Genomic DNA, 22630 nt, shown 5'->3' with positions numbered 1-22630 from the left:
TCGTCCATTGGTCCGATTATTGCGCCGTGGCCGACCACCAGGTGTCGTACTCGTGGCCGTAGAGCGACTCGTTTTGCGGCGGAACGATCTGCTTCCAGTGCGCCACCCAATCGTCCGCGACATGATAAAGCGGGACTGCGTAGGCTCCCGAAATCAGAACGCGGTCGAATGCGCGAACCGCAGCCACGAAGTCATCGCGGCTTCTTGCACCGACAATCTCGTCGATCATCGCATCGATCGCCGGTTCATGTGCGCCCACAAAGTTGAAGGATCCTTCCGTTTCCGCTGCTTTTGATGACCAGCGTCCATATTGCTCGGCGCCGGGAGACAGCGAGGAGAACCAGGTGTTGAACACCATATCAAACTCGCGTTTCGTCCTGCGGTCTTCGAACTGCGACGGATCTACACTGCGTACGCTTGCAGATACGCCGAGCAACTCAAGAGTACGGATATAGGCAAGAGCCAGCTTTTCTTCGTCCTCATTCTTGGCAAGAATTTCAAACGAAAGCTGATTGCCGTTCTCGGAGTGCAGGAGTTTTCCGTCCTTGAGCCTGTAACCGGCCTTGCCGAAGGCTTCCAGCGCTGCCCGCAGCACTTTTCTGTCACGTCCTGAACCGTCTGCTTCCGCCGGACGCCAGGTGCCGTCCATCACTTCGGGATCGACGGCGTCAGGGAAGGGAGCCAGCAATTCCTTTTCCCGGTCGCTTGCCGGGCGGCCGATCGATGAAAGCTCGGAATTGTCCCAGTACCCTGCCGTGCGCGTGTAAAGTCCGTAATAGAGATTGCGGTTCACCCATTCAAAATCGAACAGCATGCGCAAGGCCTTGCGCACGGCCGGGTCGGAGAACTGGTCTTTGCGGGTGTTGAATGCGATGCCCTGCATGGCGGCGGGAATCCCGAGCGGAATTGCCCGCTTGAGAACCTCGCCATTTTTCACTGCCGGAAAATCTAGCCCCGTTGCCCAACGGGCAGGATCCCGGAACTGCAACGCCTGGACCAGGCCCTTCTTGAAGGATTCCTGCAAGGTCGTCTCGTCGCGGAAATATTCCACCCGGATCTCGTCGAAGTTGTCGAAACCGGCTTTGACAGGCAGATCCTTGGCCCAATAGTCCGGGTTCTTCTCATAAACGACGAGCCTGCCTGGCTCGATCGTCTTGAAGGTGTACGGCCCTGTGCCGATGGGCGGGTTCAACGACGATTTGTCGAAATTCTCCGCATCGGTGGCTGCCTTGGAATAAATTGGAGCCAACGCGATTAACAGCGGCAGTTCGCGATTGTCACCGTTTTCGAATACCAGCTTCAGCCGGTTGGGTGCGGTCACCTGCTTTTCGGTGATAGCCGCATACCAGTTTCGATAGGGCGGGCGCCCCTTGTCGCGGATCACTTCCAGAGAAAAGATGACGTCATCGACTGTGACTGGTGTCCCGTCGGAAAACCTTGCATCCGGATTAAGCTCGAACTCGATCCACTCCCGGCTGTCCGGCATGCGCACACGTTGCGCCAGAAGACCGTAAAGGGAAAAAGGTTCCGCGTACGAGCGGACCATCAGGCTTTCCAGTATGTTGTTGCCGAATTCGCGTTCGCGCATTCCACGTGCCGAGGTCCAGCCGCCCTGAACAATGAAGGAATTCAGGCTGTCGAAGGTTCCCTGTACACCAAGTGTGATTGTGCCGCCCTTGGGCGCAGCGGGGTTGGCATAGGGAAATGGTTCGTCAGGTCCAAGTGCTGGTGTCCCGTGCATGGCGATGGCATGCGTCCAGGGCACGTTTTCATCGTCCGCGCTGACGGGCAGGCTGATTGCCAAGGCAAGCAGGCATGCAGACGAGGTTGCCAAACCGATCGCCTTGCCGGCATGAAAAAGAAGACCGGAAACTATCGAACTACGCATCACCACCGCCGGAGATTCTGTTGATTCTCAGCGATTACAGTAGCACAGGGTTCCTACGGACGCGCCCGGGACAAGCAACAAACCGCAAGATATTCAGGTTTCAATTCGCCAACAGGGGTGCGTTGCAAATCGGCCACCCTCTCGCCCAAATTAAGTGTCTTACCATGGTTTCACGGTTTGAATGTCGTTACGGGCCTTGCGGTTGGTTCCGGAATGGCTCAGAACAACGCGAAAGTTTCGTACACGCACGATTGAGGACGTATCGATGACGAGTGTTTTGAAAAGAGGATTGTTCGGATGTGCAGTAGGTGCGTTCGTAGCCCTATCTTCTTTTGCAGGTGCACCCGCAATCGCCCAGGAAGAAAAAAGCCCATGGACGAAAGCGTGTAACACCAATCCGAACACGCAGAAGGAAATCTGCTTTATTTCGATTGAATTGCGCACAAATACCGGACAGTTCCTGAGTAACATTGCTATTCAGGAAACTGAGGGCGAAGCCCGCAAGAAACTGCTGGTCGCTGTACCGACCGGCGTTCTTATCCAGCCGGGTGTGCGCATTCAAATCGATGATGGCAAGCCCGTACAGGGCAAGTACAGCATCTGCGCACCCAATGCCTGCTACGCTGAACTGGCGATTGATGACTCGTTCATCAACACCATGAAGCAGGGTGGTGAGGTGATTGTGGCTCCGTATAACCAGCAAGCCAAGGAAATCGTCTTCAAGATGACTCTGATCGGCTTCACCAAGGTTTACGACGGCGAGCCGATGAACATTGCCGAGCTGCAAAAGCGTCAGGAAGAACTGCAGAGCGAATTGCAGAAGCGCGCTGACGAAGCGCGTCAGAAGCTGATCGACGCTCAGAAGCAAAGCCAGTAACAGGCTGCTTTGCCAGAATTGAAGAAGGCCGGAACTTTGAAAGTTCCGGCCTTTTTTGTATTCGAAGATCAAGACTGAAAACCGCCGGGAATTGGGACGATTAGTGGATCTCTACGCTGCGCGGCAGATATGAGCCGTCCGTCTGTTCCTCGAAAATCTCTTCAACCTGCGGATGGCGCACCGGTTCCCCGGTCATATCCGCTTCCAGGTTCTGTTCGCTGACATAGGCCACATATTCGGTCTCCTCGTTCTCGGCGAGGAGATGATAGAACGGCTGGTCGCGCAAAGGACGCACGTCCTCCGGGATGGCGTTCCACCATTCTTCCGTATTGCTGAAGGTCGGATCGACATCGAAAATAACGCCACGGAAGGGGTAGATCCGGTGCCGGACGACCTGGCCAATTCTGAATTTTGCCGTTCGCATGGTTACTCGTCCGCATACTGCATGCACTGCCGGGATACCGTGTCGGCAGCCGGCGTGCAAGCATTGTAACATTAAACCTTAGACGACGAGCCTTGCGAAAGTCTAAAGGCCGTAGACCTCCGCGCGTTCCGCGTCCTTGGATGCAACCAGTTTTGCAAGGTCGACGATCACCTTTGCCTGCTTCCAGGTTGCGTCATCCTGCATCTTGCCGTCGATCATCACGGCACCGGTTCCATCCGGCATAGCCTCAAGGATCTTGCGGGCAAAGGCGACTTCGCCCGGATCCGGAGAGAAAACCTTCTTCGCGATCTGGATTTGTGTCGGATGCAGGGACCACGCGCCAAGGCAACCCATCAGGAATGCATTGCGGAACTGACTTTCGCAGGCTGCCGCATCGGAAAAATCACCAAACGGGCCGTAGAAAGGCTTCAGGCCGTAAGACAGGCAGGCATCGACCATCTTTCCGACCGTGTAATGCCAAAGATCCTGCTGATAAGCGGTTCGGCCACCTGCGCCGTCAGCATCTGAAAGGACCGCATAGTCGGGATGGCCGCCGCCCACACGTGTTGTTTTCATGCCGCGCGAAGCCGCAAGGTCTGCCGGTCCCAGGCTCATGCCATGCATCCGCGGACTGGCTGCTGCAATCTCTTCGACGTTCTTGACGCCTTCGGCCGTTTCCAGAATGGCGTGGATCATGATCGGCTTGGAAAGACCAGCCTTGGCTTCCAGCTGCGCAAGCAATTGGTCGAGATAATGAATATCCCAGGCACCTTCCACCTTGGGAAGCATCACCACGTCGAGTTTTTCTCCAACCGCAGGAACAATCTCAAGAAGGTCGTCGAGAAACCAGGGACTGTTGAGGCAATTTACCCTGGTCCACAGGCCAGTGGTGCCGAAGTCATTATCCTGCGCCATCTGAATGAAGCCCTTCCGGGCGTCCGTCTTGGCATCGGCGGGGATTGCATCTTCAAGGTTGCCGAGTACGACATCGACGTTCTTGATGAGATCCGGCACCTTGGACCGCATCTTTTCAATATGCGGAGGGACGAAATGGATCATGCGCTCCAGCGAGACGGGAAGTTCGCGATACGGGTCCGGCGCGCCGATTGCGAGCGGCTTGTAGAATGCGCTTGGGGTTTTCATGAAACAGCTGCCCTCCACCAGTTTGAGGAATAGCTATAACGTCAATGCTGCGCTGCAACCATACCCCGAAAGGAGAACAGGCTTAATCGTCTTCCAGGCGAGCCGCTGCTGCGCGCCGGGCCTGCTTCTGGGCAGACGTTTTACCTGGAGGCGCCCACTTCTTGTGGATCCACATCCATTGTTCGGGGTGTTCGCGGATCCAGCTTTCGAAAATTGCGTGGATCCTTGCTGTTGCGACCTCGATATCCGCCTGCCTGTCAACCGTTACAGGTACTTCGACGGCCTGGGCCTCAATCCGGAAATGCACACCTTTCTTGCGTACGACCCGGCCGAGAACAATCGGCACCTTGCAGGACCGGGCGAGCGAAGCCGGGACCGGCGTGGCGTATGCCATCTGGTCGAAAAAGGGCACTTGCACGCCGCGCGTTTCCCTGAGATCTCCCATCATCGCGACGATACCGCCGCTTTTCAGGGTCGCCAGGATCTTGCGAGCTGTCTGGTGGCTTTTCGACAAAAGACCGCCTTTGTAGAGGTCTTTCCTCAGCGCCTGCAGGGCCTTGTCGGCCTCCGGATTGCGCAGAGCCTGATAGACGCCCGTTATCTCGATACCGCGCCGGACGGCGGGCTGAACACACAATTCCCAGTTTGCGCTGTGGAATGAAACGAACAAACAGGCACGCTCGCCGTTCAGAACCTGTCCGGTGATTTCATCCGCAACTGCTTCAAACCGGTAATCCTGTTTCAGAAGCCGGTCGATGTGGAATGTTTCGGCTGCCACGCGGCCGAGGTTCTCCCACATCCCACGCACAATCAGTTCTCGTTCCGCGCGCCGCATGCCCGGAAAGGCCTTCTTCAAGTGGCGCAGAGCACGCTTGTGTCTGGGATTGAACGGTGCCAGCCGACGCCAGAAGGCGCCCATGACATAGGAGGCAACGTCTACGGGGATCAGGCGGAACAGCCAGATGGCCAACGTCAGCGCAAAGCCTTCCACCCGGTTTTGCACAGCTGTGAGCTTCGGGTGTTTACGATGCTTTTTTTTGCGGGACATTACGACCGAATGCTTTCATGTTGTCCGCCCGTCCTGAAAAGAGGGCACTTCCGACCTTGTCCGACTGATTGGGGCCTTGCGATGCGCCCTCAGACCTGATTGGAATGCGGATCACCGAGGTGACCTCCAAGTCACGCGTCCATATCCAAGCCAGGCGCAAGATGCAAGCGCCTTCAAACCCAACCAACCGCGATACAACGCGTCGTCTTCATCTTTGGTATTTGAATGCAGAACGTCATTTCACTGGCTCTTCCGTTTTTCGGACTGATCCTTCTCGGCTTCGGTGCCGGCAAGATCAAGAACCTGCCCGAAGCAGGCCTGAGCTGGATGAACTTCTTCGTGATCTACCTGGCCCTTCCGGCGCTCTTCTTCCGTCTGTTGTCTGAGACGCCGATCGAAGAGCTCGCAAATGCGTCCTACATTACCGCCACGACCTTCACGACCTACATCGTGTTCGCGATTTCCTTCTGCATAGGTGTGGTCGCAACACGCGGCAACATCGGCGAATCCACGATCCTGGGCATTGCCGGCGCCTATTCCAACATCGGTTATATGGGGCCGGGTTTGACGCTGGCTGTTCTGGGTGAGCAGGCAACCGTACCGACCGCGCTCATTCTGGCCTTTGACAACGCACTGATGTTCATTCTCGCACCGCTGATGATGGCATTGGCCGGTACCGAAGAAGAATCGATCCTTGGGACCTTGAAGAAGATTGTTGTCAGGATCTTCACCCATCCGTTCATCCTGGCTACGATTGCCGGCGTCTTTGCCGCCGCGCTGGAGATCAAGCCACCTCAAGCGATAGATACGCTTTTGCGCTATCTCAGCAATGCGGCAGCACCTTGCGCTCTCTTTGCCATGGGCGTCAGCATTGCGCTTCGTCCGATCGGTCGGATACCGCTGGAACTGCCGCTGGTGCTGGGTGTGAAGTTGCTGTTGCACCCGATCCTGATTTTTCTGCTCCTGACATGGCTTGGCGGCTTCGATCCCAACTGGATCGCAACTGCAGTTCTGATGTCCTGCCTGCCGCCGGCGACAAACGTCTTTGTTATCGCGCAGCAATATGGGACGTATGTTCAGCGGGCGTCGAGCTTCGTACTGATAGGAACGGCCTTGTCGATCGTCACCGTTACCGGTTTCATCTGGGCGCTGACGAGCGGTTTCCTTCCAACCGGTGGCTAGAAGATCAAACCAGACATCCCGGTATCAACAAGAGGGCTTGTGGTGAAAGACAATCCGGAAGTCCTTGCGATATTCGAAAGTTACCCGCCGGATATCCGCGAAAGACTGCTGACCATCAGGTCACTGATCACCGAGACGGCGACGCAGCGCGACGATATCGGAGAACTGGAAGAAACCTTGAAATGGGGTCAGGCCAGCTATCTGACGAAGCGCCCGAAAACCGGAACGACAATCCGGATAGACCGGGACAATTCCGGGGCAGGGGATGTTGCTCTCTATGTCAATTGTCAATCTTCACTGGTGTCTGACTGGCGCACAATGTTTCCGGATCTCGTCTTTGGCGGCGATAGAAGCGTTCACTTCAGTCAAGGTCGGCCGTTGCCAGAAGATGCACTCCGCCAGATGATCGCCATGGCTCTGACGTATCACAGCGCCAAGCGATCAGCAGCACGGTCACGTGTTTGAAAGCATAACCGGAAAACCGTCTATCGATGCAATTGAAACGCGGTTCCCGGTGCAATGCCCTCCCGCATGAGCAAGCGCCGCAACGGACCAATCTTGCCGGCCAGATACATGCCCGCGCTTCGCGCAGCCTGGACCGGCAGAAAGCCTGTCAGCAGTGATCTGTTCAGCATGTCCACCGCGTTTGTCCGTGTCCGGATATCGCTGAACCGTTTCTTCTCATAAGCACTCAAAACGGTCTTGCCACCAAAGTCGGCGCGCGCGCGCACCGCCGATGCCACGACGGAGATGAGGTCCCGGATATCACGCAACGACAGGTTCAGACCCTGCGCGCCAATGGGCGGAAAGACATGCGCGGTCTCGCCCACAAGCGCCAGACGCGGCCCAACCAGGGAAGTGGCAGTCAGTCCTGAAAGTGGAAAACTTTGTGGTTTCGTAGACAGTTTGAAACGACCCAGTATCGAATGTGCCCGCCGTTCGAGTTCCGCTTCCAGGTCCTCCTCCGTCATCGCCAACAGATCTGCAGCACCGTCCGCAGTTTCCACGCAAACAAGTGACGACTGTCTGCCGGGGAGAGGTACCAATGTGAACGGACCAGTCGCAGTATGGAATTCGGTCGAGACCTGCTGGTGTGGAAGCCGGTGCTCAAGATTCAGAACAACAGCCACCTGCGGATACGACCAGCTTTTAACTTCAATCCCTGCCGCTTCACGCAGTGTTGACCGGCGGCCATCTGCGGCTACGGCCAATTTGGCAGAAATCGTCCGACCCCCACGGGTGACGAGAGTAGCGTGTTCGTCTCCGAACTCGGCACTCTCGACGGTTTCCGAAATCTCTTCAAGCCCGGCTTGCGCAGCACAGAATTTTTCAAGCACTACATTAAGTTCACTGTTCAAGATATTGAAACCAAACTCTTCCAAGCCAAGTTCAGAACTGTCGAAGACCACTTCAGGTGCACGAAAAAGCCGCCCCGTGCTGTCGATCATGCGCATCTTCTTCAAGGATGCGGCGTTGCCTTCTATGTCCGACCAGACGCCAATATCGCGCAACAGATCGATGGAACGCTGCCACAGCGCGGTTGTCCGGCCATCCTTGATTTCCATTGAGGGGGCAATCAGGACGCAGGAAAGCCCCTGCTGGGCCAGAGCAAGAGCAGCAATTCGCCCGGATGGCCCTCCGCCGACGATTGCAATGTCAAACTGTTCCGGCGCGTGGCTGCTGGACATGGTAAAATTCCATCTGATTTGATCTTGAGATCTAAATTGCTGTTTGTGGGCTCAAAATCAACGGGACGAATACACGCAGGGCATTCAAGGTCGACCATGAGTAAGATCAAATGCCTGCTTCGATTAATCCGCTAAGACGTCTCAAGACCCAGGACCAACACGCCACCTTAAGGCCGAAATGACGAGTTTGACCCGCACACCTTCCAATCAGGCCGGTTCCGCCAAGCCGGAACAAAACATGCGTGGCTGGCCGCTGGTGCTTGTGCTGGTCTCGATACTGGCCGCCGCCGGCTGGGCATATCTGATTGCAATGGTTGCCGACATGGTACCGGTCATGGATATGAGCGAAGCCGGACCCGGCATGGTGATTCTCAACAGTTTCAACCAGTTCGCAGGTTTGCCTGCGGAAGCGCGGGCCGCACTTGCGGTTCTTTGCCTGCCGACCAGCGCAACATTTGGAATGCCAGGTGCGGACATGACGACGGTTGATCTTGTGAAGATCTTTCTGATGTGGGCAATGATGGCCATTGCCATGATGTTGCCTACGGCGGTGCCGATGCTTCGGGCCTATTACACCGAGATTTCGGCAGAGCCGGGCAGCACGGCAACGCCGGTACTTCTCGTTATCACCGCAATGTTCGGCTATCTGGCGGTCTGGCTTGGCTACGCGGTCGCAGCAACCGCGGCGCAATGGGCTTTGTCCCGGGCAGGCGCCATGACGGATATGATGGCACCTGCAAGCATGGCTCTGACGACATCGGTCCTCTTTGCCGCGGGTTTGTATCAGTTCACTCCCTCCAAGAAAGCCTGTCTCCGGCGCTGCTGGTATCCGCGCTGGGTGTTTGCCAATAACGATGCTGGGCCGGGAGCGATGTCGGGCTTGCGGGAAGGACTGGTGCAGGGCTGGGTGTGCCTTGGCTGCTGCTGGGCGGTAATGACAGTCATGTTCGCGGTCGGCCTGATGAACATTGTCTGGATCGCGCTGCTCGGCGCGTTGATGGCAATTGAAAAAACGTTCCCGAGCCGCATTCTCCCGCCTGCCATCGGGGCTGTTCTGCTGGTCTGGGCAGGTATCCTCGTTTCCCTCATCCTTTTGGGAAATGCGGCAACCTAAATTCACTGCTATTGGTGCGGGGACTGTTTTTTAGGTTCACACTGTCATACGATTGCAATAAAGGACCGTATCAGCGTCAGTGTGTGATCCATGGGCCAGCGGGTCAATCGTGAACCGCACACATCTCAGAACGCAAGTGCACCAGTTTACTGCGTTCAGATCATAAAGTGAGGGAACCCCGTGGCGGATATTACACCAGGTAAAGAGAGGACTGAGCCCGCTCTGTTCCTGATCCATATCCTGACGGCTTCCGGTGCTCCGATCGCTCTTGTTGCCCTCTTGGCAGGTGCGCGCGAGAACTGGGCGGAGATGTTCGCCTGGCTTGGACTGGCATTTTTCATCGATGGCATCGATGGTCCGCTGGCGCGCCGTTACAAGATTGCAGAGCGTCTGCCTCGCTGGTCCGGTGCCTCGCTGGATTTCGTGATCGACTACGCCACCTACGTGTTTCTTCCAGCTTTCGCGCTTTCCTGGAGCTTGATGCTGACAAGCCCTTGGAACTGGATTTGTGGCGGGCTCGTGGTCTTTACCGGCGCTCTTTATTTTGCCGACAACGGCATGAAGACACCCGACGGCTCCTTCAAGGGTTTTCCCGCCGGATGGAACATGGTCGTTTTCGGCCTCATGGTTCTGTCGCCATCGCAAAGCTTCACGATCATGTTCGTGCTCTTGTGCTGCGCATTGACGTTCGCTCCTGTCCGCTTTGTCCATCCTGTCCGCGTGCGTCGCTGGCGCATGATTACCTTGCCGGTGACATTGCTCTGGATGGGATTGGCCGCTTACGCCATTCTGGACGGTATGGCTTTGAACGGCCCGCTCGCATGGGCGTTCACGGCAGCCAGTTTCTATCTGCTACTGGTCTCTGCTGTTCAGCAATTGCTCGACAGGGTCGACTGACCCTTTCCCTACATTCCAAATCCAGTTTTGGCACTGGCGCGACCTAAGGCGCCGGTGTCGTGCCGCACTTTTTCTTGAGGCGCTGGCCGGAAAGAAGCGTCACGAACGCTTGATGCCATTTATGCTTCGGAATGACCTTTTCCGATGGCGTTGAAATCATTTATGGTCTTGCCAACTTCAATTGCCGCAAGACCAAATCGGTGTCGGCCCATCATCCCGGGGATAAAGTCATGGTTCAAGCAATCTGCGTACACGAAACCGGTGGACCGGATGTCATGCGCTGGGAACATATCGAAGTCGGTGAGCCCGGCCCGGGCGAGGCACGCATCCGCCACACAGCAGTTGGCCTCAATTTCATCGACACCTATTTCCGCTCCGGCCTCTATCCAGCCCCTGCCGGCGTGCCGTTCAGCCCCGGCAACGAGGGGGCAGGGGTTGTACAGACAGTCGGCGAGGGTGTGACACATCTCAGCCCCGGAGACCGTGTGGCCTATGTTGGCCCGCTCGGTGCCTACGCGCAGGAAAGAATCGTGCCTGCAGATCGTCTTGTCGTCCTGCCAGACGGGATCGACGACAAGACCGCTGCTGGCATGATGCTGAAGGGCATGACGGCACAGTACCTTCTGCGCCAGACCTATTCCGTTGGCCCGGACACGACACTGTTGTTTCACGCTGCTGCCGGAGGCGTCGGCCTGATTGCCGGTCAATGGGCAGCACATCTCGGCGCCACTGTCATCGGTACTGCCGGTTCGGAAGCAAAGGTCGAACTTGCAAAGGCACATGGCTACCAGCACGTGATCAACTACCGGACTGAAAACTTTGTCGACAGGGTAAAGGATATAACAGGCGGCAAGGGCTGCGATGTTGTTTATGACAGCGTCGGCAAGGACACCTATCCCGGATCGCTCGACTGCCTGAAACCGAGGGGCCTTTGGGTCACTTTCGGTCAGTCCTCCGGGCCAATTGCCGACTTCAACCTGGCGCTCCTCGCCCAGAAAGGCTCTCTGTTCGCAACCCGGCCGACGCTGTTCAGCTACATCGCCAGCCGCGAAGCACTGGAAGCAACCGCGGGCGAATTGTTCGATGTCGTCCAGAAAGGCATCGTCAAGATCGGCGTCAACCAGGAATACAGGCTTGCCGATGCCGTCCAGGCGCATCAGGACCTTGAAGGCCGCAAGACCACAGGTACCACGGTCCTGATCCCCTAAGAGCTGAAAATTCATGCGGTCCGGACGAGCACAGGATCTTTCTCGAAATCTTTACAGCCCGGCGATGCGCTATTTTCTGGCCGTCGCCGAGGCCGGCTCGATCCGCGCCGCGTCCCGGGAGCTCAACGTGGCGTCATCTGCCATCAACCGGCAGGTTCTCTGGCTGGAAGAGGCGCTCGGACTGCAGTTGTTTGACCGTGTCGGCCGGCGCCTGCGTCTGTCGCAAGCCGGAGAATTGCTGCTGGCACATATCCGGCGCACCTATTCCGATTTCGAGGGCACGGTCGCCGAACTCGACGCTTTGAAGGGACTGCGACGCGGTACGGTTTCGATTGCAAGCGTCGAAAGCGTCGCCGAAAAGCTCCTCCCGGCGGTCATCAGCACGTTTCGCAAGAGCTATCCCGGCATTCACGTGAATGTCTCGATTTCCTCATCCAGAGAAGCCGCCCGCAAGGTGGAGGCCGCTGAAGCCGACGTTGGCTTCACCTTCGACCCTCCGGAGACCTCGGCGCTCACAACAGCCTTTCACCATGATCTCGTGATCGGCGCACTCATGCGTCCGGATCATCCGTTGGCCGACGCGAAAACACTTGGACTGCAGGACTGCCTGAAATATCCGGTGGCGCTGCCCGCAGAGGGACTGTCACTGCGCACTCGCCTCGACATCGTACGAAGCCGAATACCCGGTGCATCGCGCACATATGTGGAAGCCAATTCGCTCAGGCTGATGCGAGCCCTTGCCAGGGAGGAACAGGTAATTGGCTTTCAGACGATGATCGGTTGCGAAGATGATCTTGCCAACGGATTCCTGATCTTCAAACCTTTGTCCGATACGCCGCTTCAGGCCGACCGGCTCTGTGTGGTAACGTCGTCTCTGCGTGCACTTGCGCTTGCGCCGGGCATGTTTTTCGACCATGCCGTGTTCGCTTTGAGGGACCAACTTTCAGCTCTTGATGCCAAATAGGCAACATTGCGGTCTCAAATGAGCGCTTTGGTTCCATGTTTTTTTAAGGCACATTTTTTTGTGACAGTTTTGCGGCAATGCGCCGTGCGAGGGAGAAAACTGATGGGGCGTTTACCAACGCACGATCTGAATACAGCCCGGGTGAGGCCCGAAAGCGGCCTGATGAGCAGGCTGTGGAGCATGGGTAAGGCACCTGGTCAGCATTCTTCGCACCGGAAACGCCATGACCACCTTATTGCGGCTCGTGATGCAAAGCACCTCAAGCGTGCGGAATGTTCAAACTGTTACGCATCAAATGTCTCCGGTCAGCTGCTGGCCAAGATAGGGAAGCAGGCCCATGCGTGACACGATCCGTTTCCTTAAAGGTGGTGAAGTCGTTGAACTTGCGAATGTCGGTCCAACGGAAACCGTTCTCGATTACCTGCGCCTCCGCCGCCGCGAAACCGGCACGAAGGAAGGCTGCGGCGAGGGCGACTGCGGGGCCTGCACCGTCGCGCTTGGCCGATTGATCGACGGCAAGTTGGTCTATCAGCCCGTGAACAGCTGCATCCAGTTGCTCGGCATGATCGATGGCGCCGAACTGGTGACTGTCGAAGACCTTTCCGACGATACGAGGCTCCACCCGGTTCAGGCCGCGATGGTCGAGATGCATGGCTCACAGTGCGGGTTCTGTACGCCCGGCTTCATCATGACGCTTTTCACGCTCTATCATGACGCAGGGGCGGAAAAATCACGCAAGACCGTCACAGAATGGCTGGCCGGAAACCTGTGTCGCTGCACGGGATACAGACCGATTATCGACGCCGCGTTGGACTCTTGTTTTGACGCTGCAGACGATGCTTTTTCGTGGCGGGCTCATGAAACGCGGGAACAGTTGCGACAACTTTCCGACAGCAGCGATGTCTTCATCGGAGATAGCGACTGCTTCTTTTCCTCGCCGGCAACGCTTGACGGTCTGGCGGCACTTTACGGCCAGCACCCCAATGCGACCCTCGTTGCCGGGGCGACAGATGTCGGTCTTTGGATAACGAAGCATCTGCGCGACTTGCCAAAGATGATTTGGCTTGGCCGAATAGAGGGCCTCGACCGTGTGGAAGACAGTCCGTCCGGGGTGCTGATCGGCGCAACGGCTAGCTATGCCGCGACCGAAGAAGCCATGAGCGGCATTTCATCAAACCTGGGTGAACTCTGGCGCCGGATCGGCTCGAAGCAGGTTCGCGCCTCGGGAACAGTCGGCGGAAACATTGCCAATGGCTCGCCGATCGGCGACACGCCCCCTGCATTGATCGCTCTGGGGACAACTCTGGAACTGCATTCCGCAGAAGGCTCGAGGGCGCTGCCGCTGGAAGAATTTTTCATCGACTATGGCAAGCAGGATCGTAGACCGGGAGAGTTCGTAACCGGTCTCTTCGTGCCCCGGCTTTCTGCAAATCAGGCTTTCCGTTGCTACAAGATCACCAAGCGCTTCGATCAGGACATCTCATCCGTCATGGGGGCATTCCGCCTGACGGTGGATGGAGACGGCGTGGTTACGGATGCCCGGATCGCCTTTGGCGGCATGGCTGGAACACCGAAACGGGCAACCGGTGCGGAAGCTGCCTTGAAAGGAGCTTCGCTGGACGATCCGTCCACCTGGGGCGCGGCCATGCAGGCATTGCTGTCCGATTACACGCCACTGACAGATATGCGCGCAAGTGCCGAGTACCGAATGGAAACGGCGCGGGCGTTGCTCGCAAAGGCTCTTATGGAGGTCAGCGGCACCGCACCGGAAGAACTACGTGTGCTTGCCAAGCGGGAGGCAGGCCATGACCGCGCAGCTTGATCCCAACGACCTGACAACACCCCTGAAGCATGTCCGCAAGGCGTTGCCGCATGACAGCGCGACAAAACACGTTTCCGGTACGGCGACCTATATCGACGACATGGTCGAACCCGTTGGCACGCTTCACGTGGTGCCCGGCTGGTCACGACAGGCTGTCAGGGGCAGGATCCTGGCAATGGATCTTGAAGAAGTCCAGGCTTCTCCAGGTGTGGTTGCCGTCCTGACCGCGAAGGATGTCCCGGGAAAGAACGACTGTTCATCCGCTTTTGGCGATGATCCTGTTTTCGCCGAGGATGAAATCCTGTTTTACGGGCAGGTCGCCTTCGCTGTCGTTGGCGAAACAAGAGACCTGGCGCGCAAAGCAGCGTTGAAGGCAAAAATCGATATTGCACCGATCACCCCCATCCTGACGGCTGAGGACGCTGTCGGCGCCGACACCACAGTGCTTCCGGATTATCAGTTCCGGCGTGGTTCGCCTGAAACCGGCATGAACGCAGCCGAGGAAATCCTCACTGGCAGCATGAAAATAGGCGGACAGGAGCATTTTTACCTGGAAGGCCAGATCGCCATGGCCCAGCCACAGGAAGACGGCGGCATGCTGGTGTATTCCTCGACCCAGCACCCCACCGAAATTCAGCACACGGTTGCCAAGGTGCTTGGTGTACCCGATGCCGCTGTTACGGCTGAGGTTCGCCGCATGGGAGGCGGTTTCGGTGGCAAGGAATCGCAGGCGAACCAATGGGCTGCCCTGGCGTCCGTCGCTGCCAGTCACACGGGCCGAACCTGCAAGATCCGCCTCGACCGCGACGACGACATGATCATGACCGGCAAGCGGCACGACTTTAAGGTCAACTGGCAGGTCGGCCACGATAGCGAAGGTCGCATCCGCGCCGTCGACATGGAGTTTCTGGCCCGTTGCGGTTATTCGGTCGATCTTTCACTCGGTGTGAACGATCGAACGCTGTTTCATGCCGATTCGAGCTACTTCTACCCGGATGCGCTCATTCGCTCCCGGCGCCTGCGTACGGACACCTGCTCCAACACCGCATTCCGCGGGTTCGGTGGACCGCAAGGTATGCTCGCTGCCGAACGCATGATCGATGCGATCGCGATCAGTCTCGACAAGGACCCGCTCGAAATCCGCAAGCTGAATTTCTATGACGGGGAACGGAACCTGACGCCTTTCGGCATGCCGGTGGAAGAGTTTCAGGTCATGCATGACCTGATCGCCCAACTGGAAGAGAGTTCAGACTATTGGGCACGACGTGATGATGTGCGCTTCTTCAACGAAAACAACGCTGTTCTGAAAAAGGGCCTGGCCCTGACACCGGTTAAGTTCGGCATTTCCTTCACGCTGAAACATCTCAACCAGGCCGGTGCGCTCGTTCATCTTTATACCGACGGTTCGATTCACCTGAACCATGGTGGCACCGAGATGGGCCAGGGACTCTATCAGAAAGTTGCGCAGGTTGTTGCGGAAGAATTCGGTGTCAGCCTGACCAAGGTACGCATCACCGCCACCAACACCTCAAAGGTTCCCAACACGGGCCCAACGGCTGCATCTTCCGGCACAGACCTCAACGCCATGGCCGCCAAGCTGGCGGCGAAGGAAATCAAGAACCGACTGATAACCTTCCTGTGCGAACTGTATCAATGCGGACCGGAAGCAATCTTCTTCGGCGACAACAAGGTGGTTGTCGGTGACCAGAGCTTTGCCCTTTCGGAAGTTGCCAAGCTGGCGCACATGGCACGTATTCAGCTTTCACACGCAGGCTTTTACGCAACGCCAGGGATAACGTGGGAGAGGGAAAGCGCTACCGGGCGCCCCTTCTATTACTTTGCCTTTGGAGGCGCATGCGCCGAGGTGACGATCGATACGATGACCGGCGAGATGACCGTCGACCGGGTGGATATTCTTCACGATGTCGGCCATTCGCTGAACCCCGCAATTGACCTGGGGCAGATCGAAGGTGGCTTTGTTCAGGGGATGGGGTGGCTTACCACCGAAGAACTGGTCTGGGACGAAAAGGGCCGCCTTCGTACCCACGCTCCCTCGACCTACAAGATCCCGACAGCATCCGATATTCCCGAAGAATTCAACGTTCGTCTCTATGAAGGCAGCGGCAATCCTCAGGCAACCGTTTACCGGTCCAAGGCCGTTGGCGAACCGCCTGTCATGTTGGCCAATGCGGTGTTTTGCGCGATCAATGATGCCGTCGCGAGCCTTAGCCCAGGAGTTGTTCCCAATCTGGACGCGCCGGCAACGCCTGAAGCAATCATGAAAGCCGTCCAGGATATGCGCCGGAGGAAGATCTCCTGATGAAGGTGTGGGGGCACATTGCCGACTGTTTGACGCGAAACGGCGCTTGTGCACTCGTTACCGTTGCTCGTGCCGATGGCTCGACACCGCGTGAAGACGGTGCTCGTATGGTTGTAACGGCTGGTGGTGGATTTTATGGCACGATTGGTGGCGGCACGCTTGAGTTCGAAGCCATCCGCCGTGCCCACAAAGCTCTCCGGGATGGCGTGGCCAGCTTCGAGCTCCACAATGTCTCGCTTGGCCCGGACCTCGGTCAGTGCTGCGGTGGACGTACGCAAATCGCAATCGAGGTGCTGACAACGTCATCGCTTGAAATGGCTCAGACACTCTCGCTTCGGGAGAACGACGGAACGCAGTTTTCCACCGAGGCCAGTGTTGTGAACGGTGTGGTGCAGACACGCGATCTGCTGCCGGACGTTCCTGCGAACCGCTTCCTCCTTCAACTTGACCAAAAAACGGGCAAGCAGTTGCTGATCGAGCAATTTGGCAGCAAGCGGCGCGATCTTTATCTTTTTGGTGCAGGGCATGTAGGAAAAGCGGTTGTCCTGGCGCTCGCACCTCTGCCATTCAGCGTGACATGGATAGACAGCAGGGCGGACCAGTTTCCGGCTGCGGTTCCGGGAAATGTCAGGAAAGTTGCAAGCTCTGATCCAGCTGCCTGCCTTGAACAAGCCCCTGATGGCGCCTTTGTCCTGGCGATGACCCACTCGCACGCCCTGGATGAAGACATCATGGCACGTGCCTTGCTTCAACAACGCTTTGCCTATTGCGGTGTGATCGGCTCCAAAACCAAGAGGGCTCGCTTCCTGAAACGACTGAAGGCCCGGGGGCTGAATGACACTTTGACGGCAAACATGGTCTGTCCCGTCGGGGTGACTTCAGTCAAATCAAAACAACCCGCTGCAATCGCTGCAGGAATAGCTGTCGATCTGCTGGTTCGGGACGAAGCTGGAAATCATCAACAGGCAGCTGCAGGCGGGGGGCTTGCACAAAAACTAACACTTGGTCAATAAGGCGGCATTCGCTTGGGGGACGGCGTGGCAGAAACAGAAACGATGACAGGGGACGGCGGCACGGCGCGGCAAAGCAGATCCGGAAAGGATACTTTGCTCGATGCCCGGGGCCTGACCAAACGATTTGGCGACATTCTGGCGAACGACAGGGTCGATCTCGTCATAAACAAGGGTGAAATACACGCACTCCTTGGCGAAAATGGCGCGGGCAAATCGACTCTCGTCAAAATGTTCTACGGCTCACTGGAGCCGGATGGCGGTGAAATTCTCTGGCAGGGCCAACGGGTCGACATCGGCAACCCGGCAGCTGCTCGCGAACTCGGCATCGGTATGGTGTTCCAGCATTTTTCGCTGTTCGAAGCCTTGACGGTTGCAGAAAATATCGCGCTGGCATTGCCAAATCCGGGGCGAATGTCTGAACTCGCCAATCGGATCCAATCCGTGTCGCGCGACTACGGCTTGCCCCTGAATCCGGACGACATTGTCGCGGATTTGCCGGTCGGCATCCGCCAGCGTATCGAGATTGTCCGATGCCTGCTTCAGGAACCGCAGCTGATCATCATGGACGAGCCGACATCGGTGCTCACGCCCCAGGAAGCGGATCTTCTCTTCCTGACGCTGGAGCGTCTGGCCAAGGAAGGCTGTGCCGTTCTGTACATCAGCCATCGGCTGGAAGAGGTCAAACGCATCTGTCACCACGCGACGATCCTTCGGCATGGCCAGGTGGTGCGCGAATGTGACCCGACCAAGGAAACACCGGCATCTCTGGCCAGCATGATGGTGGGAGCCGACGTTGCCTCCGTAAGCGCCAGCTCTCAAAAGCCGCAGATCGGCGAAACCCGGCTTGCCCTGAAGAACCTGTCCGCAAAAGCCGCAACGCCATTCGCAACAGCGCTGAACAAGGTTTCGCTGGATCTCAGGGCCGGTGAGGTGGTCGCGATCGCCGGTGTTGCAGGCAACGGCCAGGGTGAGCTCTTCGACGCGATCTCCGGTGAAATGCCAGTGGTAGCCGACATGGTCGTTCTGGATGGCAAGCCTTGCGGCAACAGGAACATTACCTGGCGACGCAGGCAGAACGCGGCTTTCGTGCCTGAAGAACGTCTCGGCCACGGCGCCGTACCGGGCATGAAACTATCGCAGAACATCGTTCTGACGCGCCACAGCACCGGTGACAAGCTGGTCAGTGGTTTCTTTGTCTCCAATGCCAATGCAGGCAAGATGGAACAGCGCATCAAGAAGTCCTTCGACGTGCGCATGTCCCATGACGATCCGGAAGCGCGTTCCCTTTCAGGGGGCAATCTTCAGAAATTTGTAGTCGGCCGCGAGCTGGACCGCAAACCTGGTGTGTTGATCGTGAACCAGCCAACCTGGGGTGTCGATGCCGGTGCCGCCGCTCTTATCCGGCAGGCACTCATCGATCTTGCCCGCTCCGGATCCGCGGTGCTGGTGATCAGCCAGGACCTGGATGAAATCTTTGAAATCGCCGATCGGATTGCGGTTATTTCCAGAGGCTATCTGTCTGCGGCCGAGCCGACTTCAGACATGAACCGCGAGCGGGTCGGCCTGCTCATGGCAGGCGGCGCGGAAGCGCAAGGGGAGGTTGCCTGATGCGCGTCGAACTCGTCAAAAGAAAAGAACACAGCCGGAAGATGGCACTGCTGTCGCCATTGATCGCTGTTGGTCTGACCGCAATCGCAGCCGGACTCATTTTCTCAATATCCGGACATAACCCATTGTTCGGATTATATAAGTTCTTCATCGAACCTCTGACACAAGAATGGTCTCTCAACGCGACAATCGCCAAGGCAACACCGCTCATCCTGATCGCCTGCGGCTTGTCGGTGTGCTATCTGTCGAACAACTGGAACATCGGTGCTGAAGGCCAGTTTGTCGTCGGCGCGCTGTTCGGCTCTGCACTGCCCATTCTGATGCCGGACTTCGAAAGTGCTGCCACGCTTCCCTTGATGATGGCCTTCGGCGCTATCGGAGGGGCACTCTGGGCCCTGATCCCGGCGTTGTTGAAAACCAGGTTCAATACCAACGAAATCCTGACCAGCCTCATGCTGGTCTATGTCGCCAGTCTCCTGCTGGACTACCTGGTTCGCGGACCGTGGCGGGATCCAGGTGGTTACAACTTCCCGGAATCGGCGATCTTCTCCGACGCCGCCACCTTGTCGACCATTCCCGGAACGTCACTCAGCTATGCGGCCCCCATCACTTTGCTCGTCGCAGTCGTGCTTGCGGTGGTCCTCGGCAAGACCATCAAGGGTTTCGAAATCAGGGTGATGGGCGAAAGCCCTCGCGCAGGCAGCTTTGCCGGTTTTTCTGCCAAGAAACTGACGTTGTTTTCCTTCGCCATTGCCGGTGGTCTTGCAGGCCTTGCCGGCACGATGGAGGTATCCGGCGCGCTCAACCAGCTCCTCCCGACCATCTCTCCCGGTTATGGTTTTACAGCCATCATCGTCGCCTTTCTGGGAAGGCTGAACCCCTTCGGTATCATCGTCGCGGGTTTCGTATTGGCATTGTCCTATATCGGCGGAGAAGCGGTGCAATCGGCTATGGGTGTCTCCAACAAGATTGCCAGTGTCATTCAGGGCCTTCTGCTGTTCTTCGTGCTCGCCTGCGACACACTCATCCTCTATCGCATCAGATTTGTCGGCCGGCGCGGTTCGGCAGGGGAGGTCTCCCATGTTTGAAGCCGTTCTCCTGACCGTTATCACCGCAGCGACACCGCTGTTGATTGCTGCTATCGGCGAACTCGTGGTCGAACGCTCCGGTGTTTTGAACCTTGGTGTCGAGGGCATGATGATCATGGGGGCCGTAGTCGGTTTCGCCGTCGCCAATCAGACCGGATCCGGGACGCTTGGCGTCTTTGCGGCAATTGCCGCCGGCATGGCCATGTCGGCACTTTTCGGCTTCCTTGTGCTTGTCCTGGTAACCAATCAGGTGGCAACTGGTCTTGCCCTGACCATCCTCGGCGTCGGCTTCTCGGGCCTGATAGGGGAGGCCTTCATCGGCATTCCAGGCTTGAAACTGCCGGATCTCTACATTCCTGTGCTGTCCGACATTCCATTCTTCGGGCCTGTCTTCTTCCAGCAGGACGCGCTCGTTTATGTGAGTTTCGCCTTGGTCATCGCTGTCGCCTATTTCCTGTTCCGGACCCGGCTTGGCCTCGTACTTCGGTCTGTTGGCGATAACCACGTGTCGGCTCACGCTCTTGGTTATTCCGTTATTCGCATCAGGTTCGCAGCGGTTCTTTTTGGCGGCGCCTGTGCAGGTCTTGCGGGTGCCTACATGTCGCTTGCCTATACGCCTCAGTGGGTTGAAAACATGACAGCAGGCCGAGGCTGGATTGCACTGGCATTGGTCGTGTTCTCGTCGTGGCTGCCCCTGCGCGTGGTAATTGGCGCTTATCTGTTTGGTGCAGTCAGCGTCCTGAACCTGCACGCCCAGGCAGTTGAGCTGGACATTCCGTCCCAACTGCTGTCCAGCTTGCCGTACCTTGCGACTATTTTGGTGCTTGTGCTCATTTCGGCAAACCGCAGACTGACGCTCGTCAACACGCCAGCCTGTCTCGGCAAGCCATTCGTTCCAGACCGGTAAGCCTCCCAGCAACCGGTTGGCCCGGCCCCGGTGCGATCGGGGGCTTGGCCTTGAACAAGATCGCAACAGAGAGATCGAAACAGAGGGGAAAGAACCAGATGAAATCTCTTTTGAAAGCAACCGTTGCCGCCGTTGCCTTCGCAGCTGCCGGCTCTGCCGCAAACGCGGCAGACGTCAAAGCCTGCTTTATCTACGTTGGACCAGTTGGCGACTTCGGTTGGTCCTATCAGCACGACCAGGGCCGTCTCGATGCGGAAAAGCATTTCGGCGACAAGCTGGAAACCGCATATCTTGAAAGTGTGCCGGAAGGTCCGGATGCAGAGCGCGCGATCGAGCGTTTCGCCCGTGAAGGCTGCAATGTCATCTTCACCACGTCCTTCGGTTACATGAACCCGACGATCAAGGTCGCCAAGAAGTTTCCGGACGTGAAGTTCGAACACGCGACCGGCTACAAGACTGCCGACAACGTCGCGACCTATAACTCCAAGTTCCACCAGGGCCGTTACATCATCGGTCAGATCGCCGCCAAACAGTCCGAATCCGGCGTCGCAGGCTACATCGCCTCGTTCCCGATCCCGGAAGTCGTCTCTGGCATCAATGCGTTTCTGCTCGGTGCTCAATCCGTCAACCCGGATTTCAAGCTGAAGGTTGTCTGGGTCAATTCCTGGTTCGATCCGGGCAAGGAAGCCGACGCTGCAAAGGCGCTGATCGATCAGGGTGCCGACATCATCACGCAGCACACCGATTCCACCGCACCGCTTCAGGTAGCTCAGGAACGTGGCGTGCATGGCTTCGGTCAGGCATCCGACATGATCCAGTTCGCACCGGAAGCCCAGTACACGGCAATCATCGACGATTGGGGTCCGTACTACATCGAGCGCATCCAGGAAGTCATAGACGGCACCTGGGAGCCAAAGAGCACCTGGGCAGGCCTTGCCGAAGGTCACGTCGTGATGGCGCCTTACACCAATCTTCCGGATGATGTCGTTGCAATGGCCAAGGAAACCGAAGCCAAGATCTCCGGCGGTTGGGAGCCGTTCACCGGCCCGATCACCAAGCAAGACGGCTCAGTTGCCGCTGAAGATGGCGTCGCGCTCGACGATGGAGCCATTCTCGGCATGAACTGGTACGTGCAGGGTATCGACGACAAACTGCCGCAATAATCGCGGTAATCACCTATCCAGGACGGCCCGGAGCCAGCGGTTCCGGGCCGTTTTCAATTCTGGTGACCGGATGTCTGACCGTAGTGCGTACATGCCGAAGCCGAAACACCCCGTGTGATGGGGGTAAATTGAATGCGCTCACCGACTGCTACCCATCGAGATCGTTCTGATTGAAGACTTGCGCAGAAATCGCCGCAACGTTGAATAGCAGCACCGACACCTCTACAAATGAAACTATAATTTCGTTTCCATCCAGGATGGATCGCCGGCATGCAC

Annotated in this window: 19 protein-coding genes; 14 read left to right on the top strand and 5 right to left on the bottom strand. The window is 57.3% G+C overall.

The genetic code is table 11. The features are described 5' to 3' along the window. Positions 1–16 precede the first annotated feature (16 nt). Complete coding sequence (locus FIV03_RS20440) at positions 17–1888, bottom strand: extracellular solute-binding protein (protein WP_152510781.1); 1872 nt, start codon at positions 1886–1888, stop codon at positions 17–19. A 265-nt stretch (positions 1889–2153) separates the two neighbouring features. Between FIV03_RS20440 and FIV03_RS20435 the strand changes: the two genes are divergently transcribed. Beyond that, entirely contained in the window at positions 2154–2765 is a 612-nt protein-coding gene (locus FIV03_RS20435) for an invasion associated locus B family protein (protein ID WP_022998645.1), read from the top strand. A 100-nt stretch (positions 2766–2865) separates the two neighbouring features. Here FIV03_RS20435 and hspQ read toward each other — a convergent pair whose 3' ends face one another. From hspQ to FIV03_RS20420, 3 genes are all read right to left on the bottom strand, one after another. After that, positions 2866–3189: a heat shock protein HspQ gene (hspQ, locus tag FIV03_RS20430; protein ID WP_022998644.1), complete on the bottom strand. Its 324-nt coding sequence runs from the start codon at positions 3187–3189 to the stop codon at positions 2866–2868. A gap of 102 nt (positions 3190–3291) precedes the next feature. Next, entirely contained in the window at positions 3292–4332 is a 1041-nt protein-coding gene (locus FIV03_RS20425) for a CoA ester lyase (RefSeq protein WP_152510780.1), read from the bottom strand. Positions 4333–4414: 82 nt separating this feature from the next. Next, positions 4415–5380, bottom strand: a complete 966-nt coding sequence (locus FIV03_RS20420; RefSeq protein ID WP_152510779.1) for a lysophospholipid acyltransferase family protein — start codon at positions 5378–5380, stop codon at positions 4415–4417. Positions 5381–5605: 225 nt separating this feature from the next. Here FIV03_RS20420 and FIV03_RS20415 point away from each other — a divergent pair, with 225 nt between their 5' ends. Next, entirely contained in the window at positions 5606–6562 is a 957-nt protein-coding gene (locus FIV03_RS20415; RefSeq protein ID WP_062488760.1) for an AEC family transporter, read from the top strand. Positions 6563–6604: 42 nt separating this feature from the next. Continuing rightward, positions 6605–7027 (top strand): DUF1801 domain-containing protein, encoded by a 423-nt coding sequence (locus tag FIV03_RS20410; protein WP_152510778.1) that lies wholly within the window; start codon positions 6605–6607, stop codon positions 7025–7027. A 20-nt stretch (positions 7028–7047) separates the two neighbouring features. On the opposite strand, the gene FIV03_RS20405 is transcribed toward FIV03_RS20410, so the two are convergent. Beyond that, complete coding sequence (locus FIV03_RS20405) at positions 7048–8250, bottom strand: UbiH/UbiF family hydroxylase (RefSeq protein ID WP_152510777.1); 1203 nt, start codon at positions 8248–8250, stop codon at positions 7048–7050. A gap of 238 nt (positions 8251–8488) precedes the next feature. Between FIV03_RS20405 and FIV03_RS20400 the strand changes: the two genes are divergently transcribed. From FIV03_RS20400 to FIV03_RS20350, 11 genes are all read left to right on the top strand, one after another. Continuing rightward, a complete protein-coding gene (locus FIV03_RS20400) occupies positions 8489–9364 on the top strand; it encodes a DUF2182 domain-containing protein (RefSeq protein WP_209010550.1) in 876 nt (291 codons plus the stop codon). Between the two features lie 180 nt (positions 9365–9544). Next, positions 9545–10261, top strand: coding sequence for a CDP-alcohol phosphatidyltransferase family protein (locus tag FIV03_RS20395; RefSeq protein ID WP_152510775.1), 717 nt, complete (start codon positions 9545–9547; stop codon positions 10259–10261). A 230-nt stretch (positions 10262–10491) separates the two neighbouring features. Further along, a complete protein-coding gene (locus FIV03_RS20390) occupies positions 10492–11469 on the top strand; it encodes a quinone oxidoreductase (RefSeq protein ID WP_031268497.1) in 978 nt (325 codons plus the stop codon). A gap of 13 nt (positions 11470–11482) precedes the next feature. After that, on the top strand, positions 11483–12433 hold the full coding sequence (locus FIV03_RS20385; protein WP_152510774.1) for a LysR family transcriptional regulator: 951 nt from the start codon (positions 11483–11485) through the stop codon (positions 12431–12433). Positions 12434–12770: 337 nt separating this feature from the next. Beyond that, positions 12771–14255, top strand: coding sequence for a xanthine dehydrogenase small subunit (xdhA, locus tag FIV03_RS20380; RefSeq protein WP_152510773.1), 1485 nt, complete (start codon positions 12771–12773; stop codon positions 14253–14255). Next, positions 14239–16575, top strand: coding sequence for a xanthine dehydrogenase molybdopterin binding subunit (xdhB, locus tag FIV03_RS20375; RefSeq protein ID WP_152510772.1), 2337 nt, complete (start codon positions 14239–14241; stop codon positions 16573–16575). Before xdhA ends, xdhB begins: the two co-directional genes overlap by 17 nt. After that, positions 16575–17588, top strand: coding sequence for a xanthine dehydrogenase accessory protein XdhC (gene xdhC / locus FIV03_RS20370; protein ID WP_152510771.1), 1014 nt, complete (start codon positions 16575–16577; stop codon positions 17586–17588). The genes xdhB and xdhC overlap by 1 nt, the downstream gene beginning before the upstream one ends. Before the next feature lie 42 nt (positions 17589–17630). Then, a complete protein-coding gene (locus FIV03_RS20365) occupies positions 17631–19196 on the top strand; it encodes an ABC transporter ATP-binding protein (RefSeq protein ID WP_152512006.1) in 1566 nt (521 codons plus the stop codon). Beyond that, positions 19196–20284 carry an ABC transporter permease gene (locus FIV03_RS20360; protein WP_152510770.1) on the top strand — a complete coding sequence of 363 codons (1089 nt, stop codon included), beginning with the start codon at positions 19196–19198 and terminating at the stop codon, positions 20282–20284. Before FIV03_RS20365 ends, FIV03_RS20360 begins: the two co-directional genes overlap by 1 nt. Further along, positions 20277–21191 (top strand): ABC transporter permease, encoded by a 915-nt coding sequence (locus FIV03_RS20355; protein ID WP_077292855.1) that lies wholly within the window; start codon positions 20277–20279, stop codon positions 21189–21191. Before FIV03_RS20360 ends, FIV03_RS20355 begins: the two co-directional genes overlap by 8 nt. Before the next feature lie 98 nt (positions 21192–21289). After that, positions 21290–22354 (top strand): BMP family ABC transporter substrate-binding protein, encoded by a 1065-nt coding sequence (locus FIV03_RS20350; protein ID WP_152510769.1) that lies wholly within the window; start codon positions 21290–21292, stop codon positions 22352–22354. Positions 22355–22630 lie beyond the last annotated feature (276 nt).

It is taken from the genome of Labrenzia sp. THAF187b, assembly GCF_009363375.1.
GTDB lineage: Bacteria > Pseudomonadota > Alphaproteobacteria > Rhizobiales > Stappiaceae > Roseibium > Roseibium algicola.
This window is presented reverse-complemented; position numbering and strand designations above follow the sequence as displayed.